19 protein-coding genes are annotated in these 15,812 nt (G+C 68.0%); 15 read left to right on the forward strand and 4 right to left on the reverse strand.

Annotated features, from left to right (window positions below; all coding sequences use genetic code 11):
- Positions 1-4: 4 nt before the first annotated feature.
- Positions 5-925: a hypothetical protein gene (locus tag ACWPXK_RS11830; RefSeq protein WP_454196096.1), complete on the forward strand. Its 921-nt coding sequence runs from the start codon at positions 5-7 to the stop codon at positions 923-925.
- Here ACWPXK_RS11830 and ACWPXK_RS11835 read toward each other — a convergent pair.
- On the reverse strand, positions 919-1,824 hold the full coding sequence (locus ACWPXK_RS11835; protein ID WP_454196097.1) for a sigma-70 family RNA polymerase sigma factor: 906 nt from the start codon (positions 1,822-1,824) through the stop codon (positions 919-921). The two genes, ACWPXK_RS11830 and ACWPXK_RS11835, sit on opposite strands and share 7 nt — an antisense overlap.
- Before the next feature lie 141 nt (positions 1,825-1,965).
- Between ACWPXK_RS11835 and ACWPXK_RS11840 the strand changes: the two genes are divergently transcribed.
- From ACWPXK_RS11840 to ACWPXK_RS11885, 10 genes are all read left to right on the forward strand, one after another.
- The gene (locus ACWPXK_RS11840) at positions 1,966-2,367 is read left to right on the forward strand and encodes a DoxX family protein (protein ID WP_454196098.1); all 402 of its coding nucleotides are present in this window, start codon (positions 1,966-1,968) and stop codon (positions 2,365-2,367) included.
- 206 nt (positions 2,368-2,573) lie between these two features.
- The gene (gene rplS / locus ACWPXK_RS11845) at positions 2,574-2,915 is read left to right on the forward strand and encodes a 50S ribosomal protein L19 (protein ID WP_040780792.1); all 342 of its coding nucleotides are present in this window, start codon (positions 2,574-2,576) and stop codon (positions 2,913-2,915) included.
- Positions 2,916-2,992: 77 nt separating this feature from the next.
- Positions 2,993-3,775: a signal peptidase I gene (gene lepB / locus ACWPXK_RS11850; RefSeq protein WP_454196099.1), complete on the forward strand. Its 783-nt coding sequence runs from the start codon at positions 2,993-2,995 to the stop codon at positions 3,773-3,775.
- Between the two features lie 78 nt (positions 3,776-3,853).
- Positions 3,854-4,609, forward strand: coding sequence for a ribonuclease HII (locus tag ACWPXK_RS11855; protein ID WP_454196429.1), 756 nt, complete (start codon positions 3,854-3,856; stop codon positions 4,607-4,609).
- A gap of 46 nt (positions 4,610-4,655) precedes the next feature.
- Positions 4,656-4,961, forward strand: a complete 306-nt coding sequence (locus tag ACWPXK_RS11860; RefSeq protein WP_011210678.1) for a DUF2469 domain-containing protein — start codon at positions 4,656-4,658, stop codon at positions 4,959-4,961.
- Positions 4,962-5,062: 101 nt separating this feature from the next.
- The gene (locus tag ACWPXK_RS11865) at positions 5,063-5,419 is read left to right on the forward strand and encodes a YraN family protein (RefSeq protein ID WP_454196100.1); all 357 of its coding nucleotides are present in this window, start codon (positions 5,063-5,065) and stop codon (positions 5,417-5,419) included.
- Positions 5,420-6,928: a YifB family Mg chelatase-like AAA ATPase gene (locus tag ACWPXK_RS11870; protein WP_454196101.1), complete on the forward strand. Its 1,509-nt coding sequence runs from the start codon at positions 5,420-5,422 to the stop codon at positions 6,926-6,928. It begins immediately after the preceding gene.
- Positions 6,925-8,148, forward strand: a complete 1,224-nt coding sequence (gene dprA, locus ACWPXK_RS11875) for a DNA-processing protein DprA (protein WP_454196102.1) — start codon at positions 6,925-6,927, stop codon at positions 8,146-8,148. Before ACWPXK_RS11870 ends, dprA begins: the two co-directional genes overlap by 4 nt.
- Positions 8,149-8,208: 60 nt before the next feature.
- Complete coding sequence (locus tag ACWPXK_RS11880; RefSeq protein WP_454196103.1) at positions 8,209-9,132, forward strand: tyrosine recombinase XerC; 924 nt, start codon at positions 8,209-8,211, stop codon at positions 9,130-9,132.
- 612 nt (positions 9,133-9,744) lie between these two features.
- Complete coding sequence (locus ACWPXK_RS11885) at positions 9,745-10,299, forward strand: FHA domain-containing protein (RefSeq protein ID WP_454196104.1); 555 nt, start codon at positions 9,745-9,747, stop codon at positions 10,297-10,299.
- Between the two features lie 50 nt (positions 10,300-10,349).
- On the opposite strand, the gene ACWPXK_RS11890 is transcribed toward ACWPXK_RS11885, so the two are convergent.
- The 3 genes from ACWPXK_RS11890 to ACWPXK_RS11900 all read right to left on the reverse strand — a co-directional run bounded on the left by ACWPXK_RS11890 (position 10,350) and on the right by ACWPXK_RS11900 (position 13,184).
- Positions 10,350-11,012 carry a serine protease gene (locus ACWPXK_RS11890; RefSeq protein ID WP_454196430.1) on the reverse strand — a complete coding sequence of 221 codons (663 nt, stop codon included), beginning with the start codon at positions 11,010-11,012 and terminating at the stop codon, positions 10,350-10,352.
- A 227-nt stretch (positions 11,013-11,239) separates the two neighbouring features.
- Positions 11,240-11,485, reverse strand: coding sequence for a hypothetical protein (locus tag ACWPXK_RS11895; RefSeq protein ID WP_454196105.1), 246 nt, complete (start codon positions 11,483-11,485; stop codon positions 11,240-11,242).
- A gap of 235 nt (positions 11,486-11,720) precedes the next feature.
- Positions 11,721-13,184 (reverse strand): MFS transporter, encoded by a 1,464-nt coding sequence (locus ACWPXK_RS11900; RefSeq protein ID WP_454196106.1) that lies wholly within the window; start codon positions 13,182-13,184, stop codon positions 11,721-11,723.
- A 54-nt stretch (positions 13,185-13,238) separates the two neighbouring features.
- Here ACWPXK_RS11900 and ACWPXK_RS11905 point away from each other — a divergent pair, with 54 nt between their 5' ends.
- From ACWPXK_RS11905 to ACWPXK_RS11920, 4 genes are all read left to right on the forward strand, one after another.
- A complete protein-coding gene (locus ACWPXK_RS11905; RefSeq protein WP_454196107.1) occupies positions 13,239-13,952 on the forward strand; it encodes a TetR/AcrR family transcriptional regulator in 714 nt (237 codons plus the stop codon).
- Positions 13,953-14,129: 177 nt separating this feature from the next.
- Positions 14,130-14,861 (forward strand): acetoacetate decarboxylase family protein, encoded by a 732-nt coding sequence (locus ACWPXK_RS11910; RefSeq protein WP_454196108.1) that lies wholly within the window; start codon positions 14,130-14,132, stop codon positions 14,859-14,861.
- A 278-nt stretch (positions 14,862-15,139) separates the two neighbouring features.
- Positions 15,140-15,505, forward strand: coding sequence for a YidH family protein (locus ACWPXK_RS11915; RefSeq protein WP_454196109.1), 366 nt, complete (start codon positions 15,140-15,142; stop codon positions 15,503-15,505).
- Positions 15,502-15,810, forward strand: a complete 309-nt coding sequence (locus ACWPXK_RS11920; RefSeq protein WP_454196110.1) for a DUF202 domain-containing protein — start codon at positions 15,502-15,504, stop codon at positions 15,808-15,810. The genes ACWPXK_RS11915 and ACWPXK_RS11920 overlap by 4 nt, the downstream gene beginning before the upstream one ends.
- The last annotated feature ends 2 nt before the right edge of the window (positions 15,811-15,812 follow it).

The following is a 15,812-nucleotide window of genomic DNA, read 5'->3' on the forward strand; positions in this document are numbered from 1 at the left end:
GGGCATGCGACGGTGGCTGCACGACGACGTGATCGCCCAAGGGCGGCTGCCGTTGCTGTGCTTCCTCCTCGGATTCATCGTCGGCTTCCTGTTCATCCGGCTCAGCGTCCGGCTGATCCGGGCACGGGTGCGCTGGTGGCCCGGTAACTTGCGTGCCGGAGACACCCACGTCCATCACATGGTGTTCGGGGTGATCCTGGTGCTCGTGTCCGGCATCGGCATGGTCACGATGTACCAGAGCGCGGACATGGCGACGGCCGGCATGCTCGCGGCGGCCTTCGGCGTCGGCGCCGCGCTGGTCCTCGACGAGTTCGCGCTGATCTTCTACCTGCGCGACGTGTACTGGGAGGAACAGGGCCGCACGTCGGTCGACGCGGTGTTCGTCGCGCTGGCGGTGACCGGGTTGCTGCTGCTCGGCTTCCATCCGCTGTGGTTGCTGGACATCAACGATTTCCGGCGCGATCCGAGCATCGAGGTGCGCGTCTTCGTCGTCGTGTTCGCGGTGGTGAACCTGGCGCTGGCCGCGATCGTCATCGCCAAAGGCAAGATCTGGACCGGGCTGTTCGGCATGTTCTTCCTGCCGCTGCTGGTCGTCGGCGCGTTGCGGCTCAGCCGTCCGGGCGCGCCGTGGGCGCGCTGGCGTTACGCCGATCGCAGACGGCTGATGTACCGGGCCATCGTCCGCGAACGGCGATATCGCCGTCCGGTGATCCGTGCCAAGATCTTCGTCCAAGACCTCGTCGCCGGGAAACCGGACGTCGACCACGCCCGCGCGGCGGCGGAGGCGGAACTCACCCGCACGGTGGTTCCCGCGCCGCCGGCGCCGCACCGCCACCACTCGCTCTGGCATGCCGACCACAGCGCGCTGAACTCGCCGGGTCCACCGCCCGCACAGGACGCCATCTCCGGCGAGTCGAATCACTGACGGCCTGGGCCGCCGTGGCGGGCTCGGCTAGGTACGGCGGGCAGCGGCAGCCGTGCGAGACGGTCGGGATCGGAGAGGAGATCGAGGGCGATGATCCGGTCGTCGGCGACGGTGAACGCGATGATCGACCTCGGGGCGCCCTCGAACGTATTCAGCAGGCCCGCATGGCCATTGACCAGTGCGGGCGTCGCGTCGTAGGTGGTGGCGAACCGGTGGAAGGTGTCCAGCATGCCCGCCACCGCCGTCGCGCCGGTGAGCACGCGCAGTTCACCCGCGTCGGCGCGGAGCACGACCTCGGGGTCGAGGATGGCGAGGAGCGCGTCGAAATTCCCGCCGCGTGCCGCGGACAGAAACGCGTCGACCACCCGGCGCTGCCGCGGCAGATCCGGGGCACCGGGCAGCGTGTGGCCCCGCACGCGGCGGCGGGCACGACTGGCGAGCATTTTCGTCGCCGCCGGTGATCGGTCCAGGATCGGCGCGATCTGATCGAACGGCAGGGCGAACATGTCGTGCAGGACGAACGCGACCCGCTCGGCCGGGTTCAGCGAGTCCAGCACGACCAGCAGCGCCATGCCGACGGAATCCGCGAGTACCGCTTGCTGTTCGGGGCCGCAGCCGTCGTCGAGCAGTACGACGGGGTCGGGCAGGCGTGCCTCGAACGACTCCTCTCGGCGCGACTTCCGCCCGCGCAGCGTGTCCAGACACACCCGGCCGACCGTCGTGGTCAGCCAGCCGCCGAAATTTTCGATCGCAGCGGGCTCGGTACGAGCCAGTCGCAGCCATGACTCCTGCACCGCGTCCTCCGCCTCCGTCAGCGAGCCGAGCATCCGGTAGGCCACCGCCGTCAGGTGTCCGCGCTGTGCTTCGAACCGCTCGGCCAGATAGTCGTGCTCGTCCACATGTCCTCCTCCGCGTCGTCCGCAGAGATGACGAGATACGCGGTGCAGGTGTGACTGCGGGAGCTGATCGCGTTACCTTCTCGCGCCGCCATACGTCAGGGAGACAGGAGGCGCGCACCGCGCCCAGGAACGGAGACGACGATGAACATGGACAGCCGCGCCGCACGCCTCGCGTATCTCGGCGCCACCGGGATCCTGCTCACCGAATCGGTGGTCGGTTCGTACTGGGATCTCGCCCGGATCCCTTATGTCCGTGAGGTTTTCGATCGACTCGGGTACCCGGAGTACTTCGCGACGATGCTCGGCGTTGCGAAGGCCGCCGCCGTCGCCGCGATCGTCGTTCCCGGCAATCCTCGCGCGGAGGAGTGGGCCTACGCGGGGATGACCTTCGTCTACGGCGGTGCGGCCGTCTCGCACATGGCCGTCGGTGACGAGCCGAAGACCTGGGTCTCCCCGCTCGTCTTCGCGGGCCTGAGCCTCACGTCCTGGGCGCTGCGACCAGCCGGCGGCCCGCTCACACTGTTGCGCCGCCGCGCCGCCTAGGCAGGCCACCCTCGGCGTAGCGTGAAGGAATAACCCAACGCGCGGCGCTCGGGCCGATTTCTTCCGTGCCGCGCCGGTCTGGCACAATGCTCAGGTTGCCCTGGGCGGTTGTCGACCCGGCGCACCCCCCAATTCGGAGCATGAACCGGCCGAGCACGCGAAGTGCCGCCAGGGTCCTCTGTTCGCGCGAAACCAGAAGGATGGAAATGAACACCCTTGACTTCGTCGACGAAAAGTCGCTGCGCAGCGACGTCCCCGAGTTCCGGCCGGGCGACACGCTGAACGTGCATGTGAAGGTCATCGAAGGCTCGAAGGAGCGCATCCAGGTCTTCAAGGGCGTCGTGATCCGCCGCCAGGGTGGTGGCATCCGCGAGACCTTCACGGTCCGCAAGGTGTCGTTCGGTGTCGGCGTGGAGCGCACCTTCCCGGTGCACAGCCCGAACATCGACCACATCGATGTCGTGACCCGCGGTGACGTCCGCCGCGCCAAGCTCTACTACCTGCGTGAGCTGCGCGGTAAGGCCGCCAAGATCAAGGAAAAGCGCTGAGTTAGCTTTTCGGCACAACGGATTTTCCTCAGCCCGGCATCGAACGTCCACCTCGATGCCGGGCTAATCTGTTCGGCGTGGCAGACGAAAGTGGGTCGGTGTCGGTGTCCGAATCGGGCGACGAAGGTACGCGGGCAGGTCGCGCCAGGCGCGGGCAGAAGAAGAAGCAGCGGCCGTTCTGGCAGGAATTGCCGATTCTCATCGTGATCGCCGCGGTGATCGCCGCACTGATGGTCACCTTCGTCGGCAGGCCGTACGTGATTCCGTCGGAGTCGATGGAGACCACGCTGCACGGGTGCGCCGGATGCACCGGTGACCGCATCTACGTGCAGAAGCTCAGCTACTACTGGGGCGATCCGCAGCCGGGTGACGTGGTCGTGTTCGTCGGCCCGCCCTCGTGGAACACCCACTACAAGTCGATCCGCTCGGACAACCCGGCCATTCGTGGCGTGCAGAACTTCTTCTCCTTCTTCGGCCTGGTGCCGCCGGACGAGAACGATCTGGTGAAACGGGTGATCGCGGTCGGCGGCCAGACCGTACAGTGCTGCGACCCGCAGGGTCGGGTGATCGTGGACGGCAAGCCGTTGGACGAGCCGTACGCCCGCTATCTCGCTCCGTACGTGCCCGGCCAGCCGTACGGCGCCGGTGGCGGTCGCGAGTTCAAGCCCGTGAAGGTGCCCGAGGGACATCTGTGGGTGATGGGCGACAACCGCAACCAGTCCGCCGACTCCCGCGCGCACATCAACGACGAACTGCAGGGCACCATCCCGGTGGACAACATCCGGGGCAAGGCGGTGTTCAAGATCTGGCCGCCCGGCCGGATCGGACCGGTGCGCTCGGAGAATCCCCAGACGAACTGATCGTCCGGCGCGCAGGATAATTGGATCGTGGGGCAGGGTCGAGTGCCAGTGGGTAACGGTTGGCCGCCGCGCGTGGTCATGCGCAGGGCCGGGGGATTGCGCACGCTCGAGGCGGCGTTGATCCGCAGTGGCCTGGGGCCGGTAGCCGGGGTGGACGAGGCAGGTCGCGGTCCTTGCGCAGGGCCGCTCGTGGTGGCCGCGTGCCTGCTCGCCCCGAAGGCCTATGACAAGCTGGCCGGTCTCGACGATTCCAAGAAGCTCACCGAGGCCACCCGCGAGGAGCTGTATCCGGTGATCACCCGCTTGGCGCTGGCCTACAAGGTCGTCGTCATCCCGGCCTGGGAGATCGACTCGATCGGCATCCATGTGGCGAATATCGAAGGAATGCGCCGCGCCGTCGCCGGGCTCGGACGGGAGCCCGGCTATGTGCTCACCGACGGGTTCCGGGTGCCCGGCATCCCGGTGCCTTCACTGCCGGTGATCGGCGGCGACGGGTCGGCGGCCTGCATCGCGGCAGCCAGCATCCTGGCGAAGGTCACCCGGGACCGCATGATGGTGGAACTGGACGAGCGGTTCCCCGGCTACGGGTTCGCGGCGCACAAGGGGTACAACACCCCCGAGCACACGGCCGCGTTGCACCGCCTGGGACCGAGCAGCGAGCATCGCCGCTCATGGCGCAATGTGCGCGAGGCCGCCGGCTTGCGGCCGGTCGCGATCGACGCCGAAGAAGCGGACGCGGTGCTGGCGGGCGAACTGGACGAGACACTGTCCGAGCAGTATCAGAACGTGCGTACGGCTGGCCGAGTGGCTACCGACGCCGCGCATGCGCGATGATGTCATCACACGACGCGATGCGGCGAGAAGGAGGACGTCCCACCCGATGAGTGCCGAGGACCTCGAGAAGTACGAAACCGAGATGGAACTCTCGCTGTATCGCGAGTACAAGGACATCGTCGGTCAGTTTTCGTACGTGGTGGAGACCGAGCGCCGCTTCTACCTGGCCAACTCCGTGGAGCTGCGGCCGCAGAACGCCGATGGCGAGGTGTACTTCGAAGTGCGGATGAGCGACGCGTGGGTGTGGGACATGTATCGCCCCGCCCGCTTCGTCAAGCATGTCCGGGTCATCACCTTCAAGGACGTCAACATCGAGGAGCTGGAGAAGCCGGACCTGCGGCTGCCCGAGTGAGCGGCCGGGTGGTTCTCCACAGCGCCGCGGTTATCAACAGATTTTCTGAATGCCCAGGTCGGCGACGCTGACCTGATTCGGGCCCGGCGCACTCTGGCCGGGTGACTGACAAACAGGCGCTCGGCGCGCACGGGGAGGAATTGGCGGCGGCGTTTCTGCGCGCCGCCGGGATGGAGATCGTCGCCAGGAATTGGCGGTGCAGGTACGGCGAGCTGGATCTGATCGCCCGAGACGGAGACGTGACCGCGTTCGTCGAGGTCAAGACCCGTTCGGGCCTCGGCTACGGCACCCCGGCGGAGTCGGTCACCTTCATCAAGCAGCAGCGTATCCGGCGCTTGGCCCTGCTGTGGCTGGCCGAGCAGGACGGTCCGTGGCGGCGCATTCGATTCGACGTCGTGTCGGTGCTGGTGGCGCGTGGACGTCCACCGGTGATCGATCATCTCGAGGCGCTGTTCTGAATGGCGCTCGGCCGGGCGCATTCCGTCGCGGTCACGGGCGTGGACGGTCTGCTCGTCGAGATCGAGGCCGATATCGGCCAGGGCTTGCCCTCGGTGCACCTGGTCGGTCTGCCCGACACCGCGTTGCAGGAATCCCGCGACCGGGTGCGCTCCGCGGTGGCCAACTCAGGGGAGAAATGGCCGGACGGCCGGGTGGTCCTCGCGCTGTCTCCCGCGACGTTGCCCAAGCTCGGCAGCGTCTACGACCTCGCGCTGGCCGTCGCGGTGCTGGACGCCTCCGACGCGGTCCCCTCCGAGCGGCTCGCGAAGACGGTGCTGCTCGGCGAACTCGCGCTGGACGGGCGGGTGCGGCGGGTACGCGGTGTGCTGCCAGCCGTGCTCGCGGCCCGCAACGCGGGTTGGTCGACCGTCGTGGTGCCCGCGGTGACCATGGCCGAGGCCGGGCTGGTGGAGGGCATCCAGGTCTACGGAGCCGGCAGCCTGCGCGGGGTGGTGGCCTGGCTGCGCGGGGAGGGCACGCTCGCCGAACCGGATGGCCACCTACCCGATGCGGTGCGTCAGGGTGGCGATCTCAGCGAGGTGGTGGGGCAGGACGAAGCGCGCTGGGCGCTGGAGGTGGCCGCGGCGGGCGGGCACCACTTGCTGCTCACCGGCCCACCGGGGATCGGCAAAACGATGCTGGCGCAACGTCTTCCGGGGCTGTTGCCGCCGCTCACGGAGACCGAGGCGCTGGAGGTGACCGCGATCCATTCGATGGCGGGCACGCTCGCCGGCGAGCATCCGCTGGTCACCGTGCCACCGTTCGTCGCCCCGCACCATTCGACGTCGGTGACCGCGATGATCGGTGGAGGCTCGGGGACCGCCCGGCCCGGCGCGGTCAGCCGGGCGCACCGCGGCGTGCTGTTTCTCGACGAGTGCGCCGAACTGGGCACGAAGGTGCTGGAGGCGATGCGAACGCCGCTGGAGGAAGGGGAGGTACGCATCGCCCGGCGCGACGGTGTGGCACGGTATCCGGCACGATTCCAGCTGGTGCTGGCGGCGAACCCCTGTCCGTGCGCTCCGGCACGCGACGTCGACTGCATCTGCGCGCCGCTGGCTCGCCGCCGCTATCTCGGGAAGTTGTCCGGGCCGCTGATGGACCGCATCGACATCTGGGTGCGGATGCACGGCCAGTCGGGCGCCGCGTTCAGTACCGATGCCGCCGAGAGCAGCGAGGTGGTTCGCGGTCGGGTCGCCGTCGCCCGGCGCGCGGCGGCCGAGCGCTGGCGCGAATACGGGTGGCTGACCAATGCGGAAGTCCCCGGTCACGTCCTGCGCCAGAGGTTCCGCCTGCCTCGGGAATCCCTCGCTCCCGTCGAGGGGGCTTTACGTCTCGGTCGCATGTCCGCGCGCGGCGCGGACCGCGCGATCCGGGTCGCGTGGACCATCTGCGACCTGCGGGGCGGAGAAGTGCCGTCCGCGCAGGACGTGCTGGCCGCGCTGAATTTCCGCCAGCGGGGCGCGCAATGAGCGCGGCACCGCCGCGGGAGGACGGTGTCGCCGCGGCGAATGGCGTGCCCGCGAACCTCTCCGGCCCGGCATCCGGAGATCTCGATGCGCGGCGTTTGGCCTGGGTGTATCTGTCGCGAGTGGTGCAGGGCCCGTGTGCACCGCTGTCGGCGCTGATCGACGCGATCGGGGTGGTGGAGGCGGCGCGTGCCGTGCGGGAGTGCGCGCTGCCCGAGCCGTTGCGCGGACCGACGGCGCAGCGGCGCGACATCGACATCGCGGCGCGTGATCTCGAGCTCATCGACCGGATCGGCGGACGAGTGGTGACGCCGGACGACCCGGAATGGCCCGCCTGGCGCATGCTCGGTCTCGCACAGCTCGAACCGGGCCGCGACCGCGACGGGGCCGTGCCGCTCGTTCTGTGGGCACGCGGCCCACGATCCCTGCTCGAGTCCAGCGAACGCGCCGTGGCGGTGGTCGGCGCGCGGTGCAGCACCGGGTACGGCAACCGGGTGACCAGCGAGATAGCCGGCGATCTCGCCGCGCAAGGATGGACCATCGTGTCCGGTGCGGCGTTCGGGATCGACAGCATGGCGCACCGAGCGGCCCTGGCGGTGGATGGCTCGACAATCGCCGTGCTTGCCTGCGGCATCGATCGGCCGTACCCCGTCCAGCATGAGCGCCTGCTGGCCGATATCGCCGCATCCGGTCTGGTGGTCAGCGAATATCCGCCCGGAGTTACCGCGCACAAGCACCAATTCCTCGCCCGCAATCGCCTGATCGCCGCGCTCGCCGACGGCGTACTCGTGGTGGAGGCGGGGCTGCGCAGCGGCGCCCGCAACACCGTCAAGTGGGCCCGCCGCCTCGGCCGCCCGGCCTTGGCCGTACCCGGCCCGGTGACTTCGGCGGCTTCGGTGGGTTGTCACCGGATGATCCGCGACGGCGAGGCCCTCCTGGTCACCCGTGCCGAAGAAGTCGTCGACGAGGCGGGTCCGCTCCGGCTGTCCCTCCCGGGATCCACGGGACCGGCTGACAATCCGGAGGACCGTCTCACCGGGGACGAGGCATTGGTCTTCGCCGCGCTGCCGAGAATCGGTTCCCGGTTGCCACTCGAGCTGGCCCAGCAGTGCGGCCTGCCGCTTCCCGTGGTCCGCGCAACCCTCCCGGCCCTCGAATTGGCGGGTCTGGTGGCGGCTGACGAACGTGGTTGGCACCGAACGGCCCGCCGCACTCGAGGGTAGTCCGGAGCGCGTTCGGCGCGGTGACTTGCCAACCCGGGGCGCGGTCGCGACGGTGGGGGAATGGAGCAACTGCCCGAGGATCTGGAAGCGCTGTTGGTGGAGTACGGCAGACACCTGCGGCTCGGGCGGAATCGCTCGGAGCACACGGTGCGGGCGTATCTGGGGGATGCGCGCTCGCTGCTGGACCATCTGTATCTGCGGTCGGCCGATTCGGCGATCCGCGAGCTGGACCTGCTGCTGTTGCGGTCGTGGTTGGCGCGGCAGGCGGCCGCGGGCGCCGCCCGAACGACGCTGGCGCGGCGTGCGTCTTCGGCGCGTACCTTCACCGCATGGCTCACCAGGACCGGGCGGCTGCCCGTCGACCCGGGGCTGCGGTTGGGTTCACCGAAGGCGCATCGCGTGCTCCCGGCCGTGCTCGGACCACAGCAGGCGATCGGCGCCATGGACGCGGCGCGATCCGGTGCGGCCCAGCGCGATCCGATGGCGTTGCGGGATCGGGCGATCGTGGAATTGCTCTACGCCACCGGCATCCGGGTGAGCGAGCTGTGCGGGCTGGATATCGAGGATGTCGATCGCGAACGGCGCGTGGTCCGCGTACTCGGCAAGGGCAACAAGGAGCGATCGGCCCCGTTCGGCGCGCCCGCCGACGAGGCCGTCGGCAACTGGCTGGGCTATGGACGCCCCGCATTCGCCACCGCCGAGTCCGGTCGCGCGCTGCTGCTCGGCCGCCGCGGCAAGCGTCTCGATCAGCGCCAGGCCAGAACCGTTGTGCACGAGGTGGTCTCGGCTATCCCCGGCGCCCCCGATATGGGCCCGCACGGCCTGCGGCACACCGCCGCGACCCACCTCCTGGAGGGCGGCGCCGACCTGCGTGTGGTCCAGGAACTCCTCGGCCACGCCAGCATGGCCACCACACAGCTGTACACCCATGTCTCCATCGACCGCCTGAGGAAGGCACACGACCAGGCCCACCCGCGCGCCTGAGAATCCGCCGCCGCAGTGTAGGGGCCGGGAGATTCCACCGCGGATCCACATTGCCCGCCGTGTTCGAAAGCGCCGGGTCGTGCTGATGCGCGTGGAATCGACGCTGCGCAAGACTGCCGTTCGAGAACGCCGACGCGACCACGTCCGGCATCACCACGCCCTGCATCCGGGTTGGGTGATCGGTGCGGGCCGCGGCGCAGTCGTGCATATCGGCGGCGGTTCGGGGCCGGGTGATCACGCTCATCCGACTATGTTGGTCTGCGGTCGGCATCGACTACTCGTTCGACTAGGGCAATTTCCGACTATCGGTCTGTTTTGTGGGCCTGCATCCGGGGGTCCAGTATTCGTTTCCCTGGTCCTGGCACAAGATCGCGGCGAAGTAGTTGAATTCCTGTGTGGTCGGCGCCGCGAGGGCGCACCCTGGAAGGTGCGAATCGGCGCCGCAATCCATGACGTACTCCGAGTGGGAAACAGGCGATGTCTACGTCAAGCGGACCACAGGCCTTGTATCGCGGACTGTACTCACTGGTAGGCCAGCCCGCGAGACCGCCGTCGGGCGCGGAGTCGGCGCTATCCCAGCCGACGGGGCGGGGAACATGGCGTGAGATTCCCTTGAATGGTGACACGCCCACCGTCACAATCGGGCGGTCGAGCGCGGCCGATATCACCGTGACAGCCGACGCGACCGTTTCTCGTCTGCACGCCATCATCGAACGAGTCTGCGACTGTTGGGTCATCATCGATGACGGGCTGTCGAAGAACGGAACTTTCGTCAACGGCGAACGTGTGGGCGGGCGCCGGAAACTCAGCTCCGGCGACCGGATTCGGGTGGGCCGATCACTGCTCGTTTTCCGCGACGGCACCTCGTCCGAAGAGGAAATGACGATCGCCCTTTCCGCGCTGCCGAACCGGAATTCGCTGACCGATGCCCAATATCTGGTTCTGGAGGCGCTCTGCCGCCCGTACGACGCTCGGAACGCGTATTCGTACCCCGCGTCGAACAGTCAGATCGCGCACGATTTGTGCCTGACCGTCTCAACGGTCAAGACGCACATGCGGGCGCTGTTCGACAAATTCCGCGTCCCGGCCTTGCCGCCGAATCAGAAGCGCTCGTTCTTGGTCGAACGCGCGATCGAAAGCGGCGTGATAGTCGAGCACGAGCGGTGACTACTACGGCTGGACGATCTCGGCGAACGCGTGGCCGGCACGGTGCCCGGCTAGATCGGCCGGAAGCCCGCTCCAGCGTCGCCGCGCGCGTTCGCGTCGTTCAGGATGTCTGTGATGTTCACGCCGATCTCCGGACCGAGGCACGGCACGCCCAAGTAGCCGTTGACCATGCCGACCAGTGTTGTCCCGACTACGACCGGCCCGCCGGAATCGCCCTCCGCGACACATGCCTGGGTCCAGGTCGCATTGCCGTACGTGAACGCGTCGCCGTAGGTCAACCCGCAGGTCCGGCCGGTGGTCCGACCTTCTTTGCAGACGATGTCCGGGAATCGCGGGGGTCCGCCCACGCCGGTGATCGTCGTGCCGCCCACGGTGTTCACGGGCGTGACCTTGCCCTGGTCGAACACGATCACCGCGTAGTCCTGAGCGCTGTCGGTGTAGGCGAAGGTGCCGACCACGCCGCCGCCACGGTTGGCTTCGGCCGCGACCGTCGCTCCCGGTTCACCACAGTGAGCAGCGGTGAACCCGACCAGCCGACCGCCGGAGTCGTGCCCGATCGTGGTAAGGGTGCAGATATTCTGACCGCCGACGACAATGCCGGAGCCGCCGCCCAGCACAGGCCCGGCCTGGGCGTGCGCAGCACCTGATTGCGCCCCGAACAGCGTCGCGACCGATGCGAGTGCCGCGGCAGCGCCCACGAGTTTCCTCAACATGGCCATTCGATGATTGAACCGCACTTGTCCATGCTTCACGGATATATGTCCGCGCGTTTGCCGAATAGATATACACGCGTTCCCCTACCGGGCGCGTCGGTGGGCCGGACAATTATCGTCATCCGTCCCCCGACGTGGAGCCCGGTCGGGGATTGGCAGAGACGAGGCGCCTCGGGGTTACGATGCCCGGGGCGCTCTCGTCCTCAACGCGCTTGTGTCGAGTGCGGTCAAATGGCGCACACGAACACTGCGAACGCGTTGACGACCGGCGGAAGAAGCAGCAACGGGGCACAGAAAATGCCCAGAGGCCAGATCAGGCCCAAGGTGGCGGGCTCGACCTGAGTCGGAACGGCCGAATTATCTACGGGAACCGGGGATACGTCCGGGGCCGCGGAAGCAAATCCGGAACCGAGGGCGATGACCGGTGCGACCGCTACCGCCGCCGCCGTTGCGCGCATTTTAGTCGTGATCATGATGTCTCCTGCGACTGATTGATTCACAAGCCCTCGTGTACTGAAGGCCGGCAGAATGCGAACACACCACCAACTCTGCTCGGAGGGCGCGCAGGAGACCATCAGCCCCCGGGTCGGAATAATTCATCCCGGGTGAAGCAGAATGCCGAGATTGTTGCTATCCGGTGCCGATCGGCGTTCGGTCGGCGGCGCCGCGATGGATGCTCAACCACCACCGCGGCCCCGTCGACACCGATTATCCGTTCGTCACCGCGGCAGGCTCGGGCTGCTCGGTCGCTTCCGCCCGTCGCGCGCGCAGCAATGCCGCGCCGAGCAGAGCGGCAGCGATGCTGAATCCAGCGCTGATCCAGGCGCCGGTGGACATGGCGGCGGTGAAGGCGTCCTTGGCGGGCTCGATGTAGCCGAGCAGGAACGCCGCGCCGATGGACTCGCGCGCCGCGTCGGGGGCGTCCGCGGGCATGTTCGAGGTGAACACTCCCGCCAGCACGCTCCCCAGGATCGCGATGCTGATCGCCATACCGACCTGCTGCAGCGTGTCGTTCATCGCGGAGCCGACACCGGCGTGTTCGAGTGGGATGGCGCTCATGATGGCCGCGTACGCGGCCGGTCCCGCCAAACCGCCGCCGATGCCCATCACCAGCATGCTGGCCAGGATCCCCAAGTACCCGCTCGCCACGGCCAGGATGCCGAACGCCGCGCCCATGACGAGCAGACCGGAGACGATGAGCGTCTTGTTGCTCAGGGTCTTTCCGAGGGTCGCGCCGAGGCCGTTGCAGACGGCCGCGGCCACGGCGTAGGGCAGCAGCGCCAGACCGGCCTTCATCGGTCCGTAGCCGAGCACGAACTGCAGGTATTGGGTGAGCATCAGCATGACCGCGCCCATGCCGAAGACCATCAGCAGCAGGGTGAAGCAGGTGCCGGTGAAATCCCGGCTGCGGAAAACCGCCAACGGCAGCATCGGATGCGCCGACCGGCTCTCCCACGCGACGAACGCGAGGGCCGTCACCGCGGCCAGCGCGATCATGCCGATGTTCCATTCCCGCTCGATGATCACGTAGACGGTCGCGCTGAGCGCCACGATGGACAACAGCACGCCGACGAGGTCGACGGGTCGCTGCTCGCCGGTGGTCTCCGGCATCAGTACCACGGCCGCCACGATCGCGAGTACCGCCACCGGGATGTTCAGCAGGAACACCGAACCCCACCAATAGTGCTCGAGCAGAAAGCCACCCAGTGTCGGTCCGGCGACGATGCCGACCATCGAGACCGTCGACCACGCCGCCATCGCCGTGCGGCGTTCGTCCTCGGCGAAGGTGGTCATCAGGATCGACAGGGTCGACGGCATCAGCAGCGAGCCGCCGACGCCCATCGCCGCGCGGGCGGCGACGACCTGCCACGGCTCGGTGGCCAGCACGGCGGCCAGTGACGCCACGCCGAACAGGGCCAGCCCGGTGATCAGTGCGCGCCGCCTGCCGAACCGGTCGGACAGGCTTCCGGCGGTGAGCAGGAGCCCGGCGAAAACCAGCACATAGGCGTCCAGGATCCACTGCACGTCCGATGGTGTGGCGTTCAGCTCCCGGATCAGGGACGGGATCGCGAGATTGAGCACGGTGCTGTCGAGCATCAGCACCAGCAACGACAGACACAAAACTCCGAGGACCCACCAGCGGCGCGGGTCTCGTACAACGTTCGATTCCACTCGCACAGCGTACGAGAAACTCGAACAGTGTGCGAGGGAATATAGGATCTAGGGGTGACCAAGCAGTTCAGCTCGGTATGGACCCGGGAACCGCGCCAGCCCAAGACGTCGGGGTTGCGCCGCGAGCAGATCATCACCGCGGCTGTCGAGATCCTCGACGCCGAGGGGCTGGAGTCGCTGAGCATGCGCAAGCTCGGCGCGAAGCTCGGCGCGGGCGCGACCAGCCTCTACTGGTATGTCGCGAACAAGGAGGAGTTGCTCGAGCTGGTGCTCGACCAGTTCTGGGGCATGGTGCAGACCCCGGATCCCGAGCAGGCGTCCTGGCGTGAGCTGCTGACCGCCTTCGCCTACAGTTTGCGCGCGACGATCCGGGCCCACCCGTGGATGGCGTCGCTGGTCGGGCAGCTGCCCAGCATCGGTCCGAACTCGTTACAGCTGAGCGATCGCCTGCGGCGCGCGTTCGTCCAGGCGGGTTTCCGAGGTGTGGACATCTATCTGGCCGGGGGAACGGTGATGGGTTTCGTGCTGGGCCAAGTGATTCCGGAGATCGCATGGCAGAAGGCCTCGGGCGGGGCCGAGATGGACACCGACGGCATGCTGGGCGTCATGGAGCAGCTTGCCGCCGACTATCCCGACATGCTCGCGGATTACCGGGCTACCGCGCCGAGGGATCAGGAGGTCGCGCGGGCGATGGCCTTCGATTTCGGCCTGCTCTGCGTGCTCGACGGTTTGGAGGCCCGCCTGCGCAATTCGCCGGGATCCGGGTAGCCGCTCGGGGCTACGCGTCCCGACGCAAACTTGAAACAAGTTCTACTAAAGAAACGTCGGCATTTGAGCAGTATCGTGGCCCATTATCTGATACGTGTTCTATAGACATGATCGGGCGGAACCCCTCCGCATGACCACGCGGCGCACGGCTACGCCGACGCGCGGAAAGGCGTTGACGTGAGCACGCACACGGTTCTCGGCCGCGAAGTACGGATGCCGGTGCGCATCCGGCTCGCGCACGCGTTCATGGCGACCTATCTGGTGCCCGCCGCGGCGGCGCAACGGCTCATCGACTACTCCGGCCTGCGCGTCCTGCGGCTGCCGGGCGGACGCGCGATGTGCACGCTGGTGTTCGTCGACTACGTGGACGGCGATCTCGGCCCCTACAACGAGTTCGGCGTCTCGTTCATGGTTCGCCACCACATGGCGAGTGCGGCATCGGGATTCGGTGACCTGAAAGACCTGGCGACCGGACGGGCCGGAGTGTTGATCCATCGGCTGCCCGTCGACGGCGATTTCACGCTGGCCGCGGGCCGGGGTATCTGGGGATTCCCCAAGGAACTCGCCGAGTTCGTCGTCGATCACGAGGGCCGGACGCGCAGCGGTGCGCTGCACCAGAACGGACAGTTGATCGCGGATCTCACGATTCGCCCCGGGCTCATGACACCGGGCGGCCGCGCGACCGCGTCCTCCTTCGACGCCTACTCGCACATCGACGGGATCACTCGCTGCACGCGGTGGCAGATGCGGCCCTCCGGTATGCGTGCACGTCTCGGTGGGGCGGAGCTGACCTTGGGCGACCACAAGATTGCGGAAGAATTGCGGTCGATCGGTCTGCCGCGGCGCGCGCTGATCTCATCGGCTGTCTCACGCCTGGCCATGACGTTCGAGGATGCGGTCCCGATCTGACATAGCCCGCACATAACCAGCGGGTCACGGGCGGGCTGGGAGCGTGGACGGCCTCGGGGCCTCCGGTTACGCTGACGTAGCGGATCGTTTGCCAACGCTACGAGCGATGGAGTGATGCCCGTGATCGCCGCCGACCAGCGCAGTGCTGTCGATCACGGCTGTGAACCGGGCCGGCCGGACGAGGCAGTGCCGCAAGCGTCGGTGGCCCGAGAGCGGTCAAGTCCCACAAACCGCGCATGCGCCGATGCTGGGTTTCCTGCGAGCCGAGCCGAGGCGGCGTGACGCTGCCGAACCCCGATGCCGAATCGGAAGAGGGCGAAGAGGAACTCGACTACCGCTTCACGCTCGCGAACGAACGCACCTTCCTGGCCTGGATGCGGACCTCGCTGGGTCTGCTCGCCGGTGGTGTCGCGGTGCACACGCTGGTGCAGTCGTTCCGGATGGCCGGGCTCCGGCGCGCGATCGCGTTGAGCTGCCTGGTTTTGGCGGCGGTGGTCGCGGTCGGCGCGTACGCGCACTGGCGGCGTGTCGGCGTGGCCATGCGGCAGGGCAGCCCGTTGCCGGACACGGTGCTGGTGCCGATCCTGTCGGCTGGCATCGCGATCGTGTCCGTGCTGGCGGGCCTGGCGGTGCTGCTGCGATGAACGCGCCGCATCTGGCCGCCGAACGTACCGCACTGGCCTGGCGGCGCACCGCGGTGGCGTCGATGGTGGTCGGCACGCTGTTCCTGCACGACGCCCTAGACAGTGGATGGCGTCCGGCCGCGATCGCGCCCATCGCTGCCGCATTCGCGATGGTGGCGCTGGCAGTGGCCTGCTACCTGCGCAATCGCAGTCTGCGTCAAGGCCGGTACACACACGGTCATCGCATTGTCGCCGCGTCGGCGGTGGCGATCGCCGTCGTCGCGGTCGTGGCCGCCGCAGCCGGTTTTCTCGATCCACGGCCGTGAAT

The organism is Nocardia sp. Marseille-Q1738, assembly GCF_965283145.1.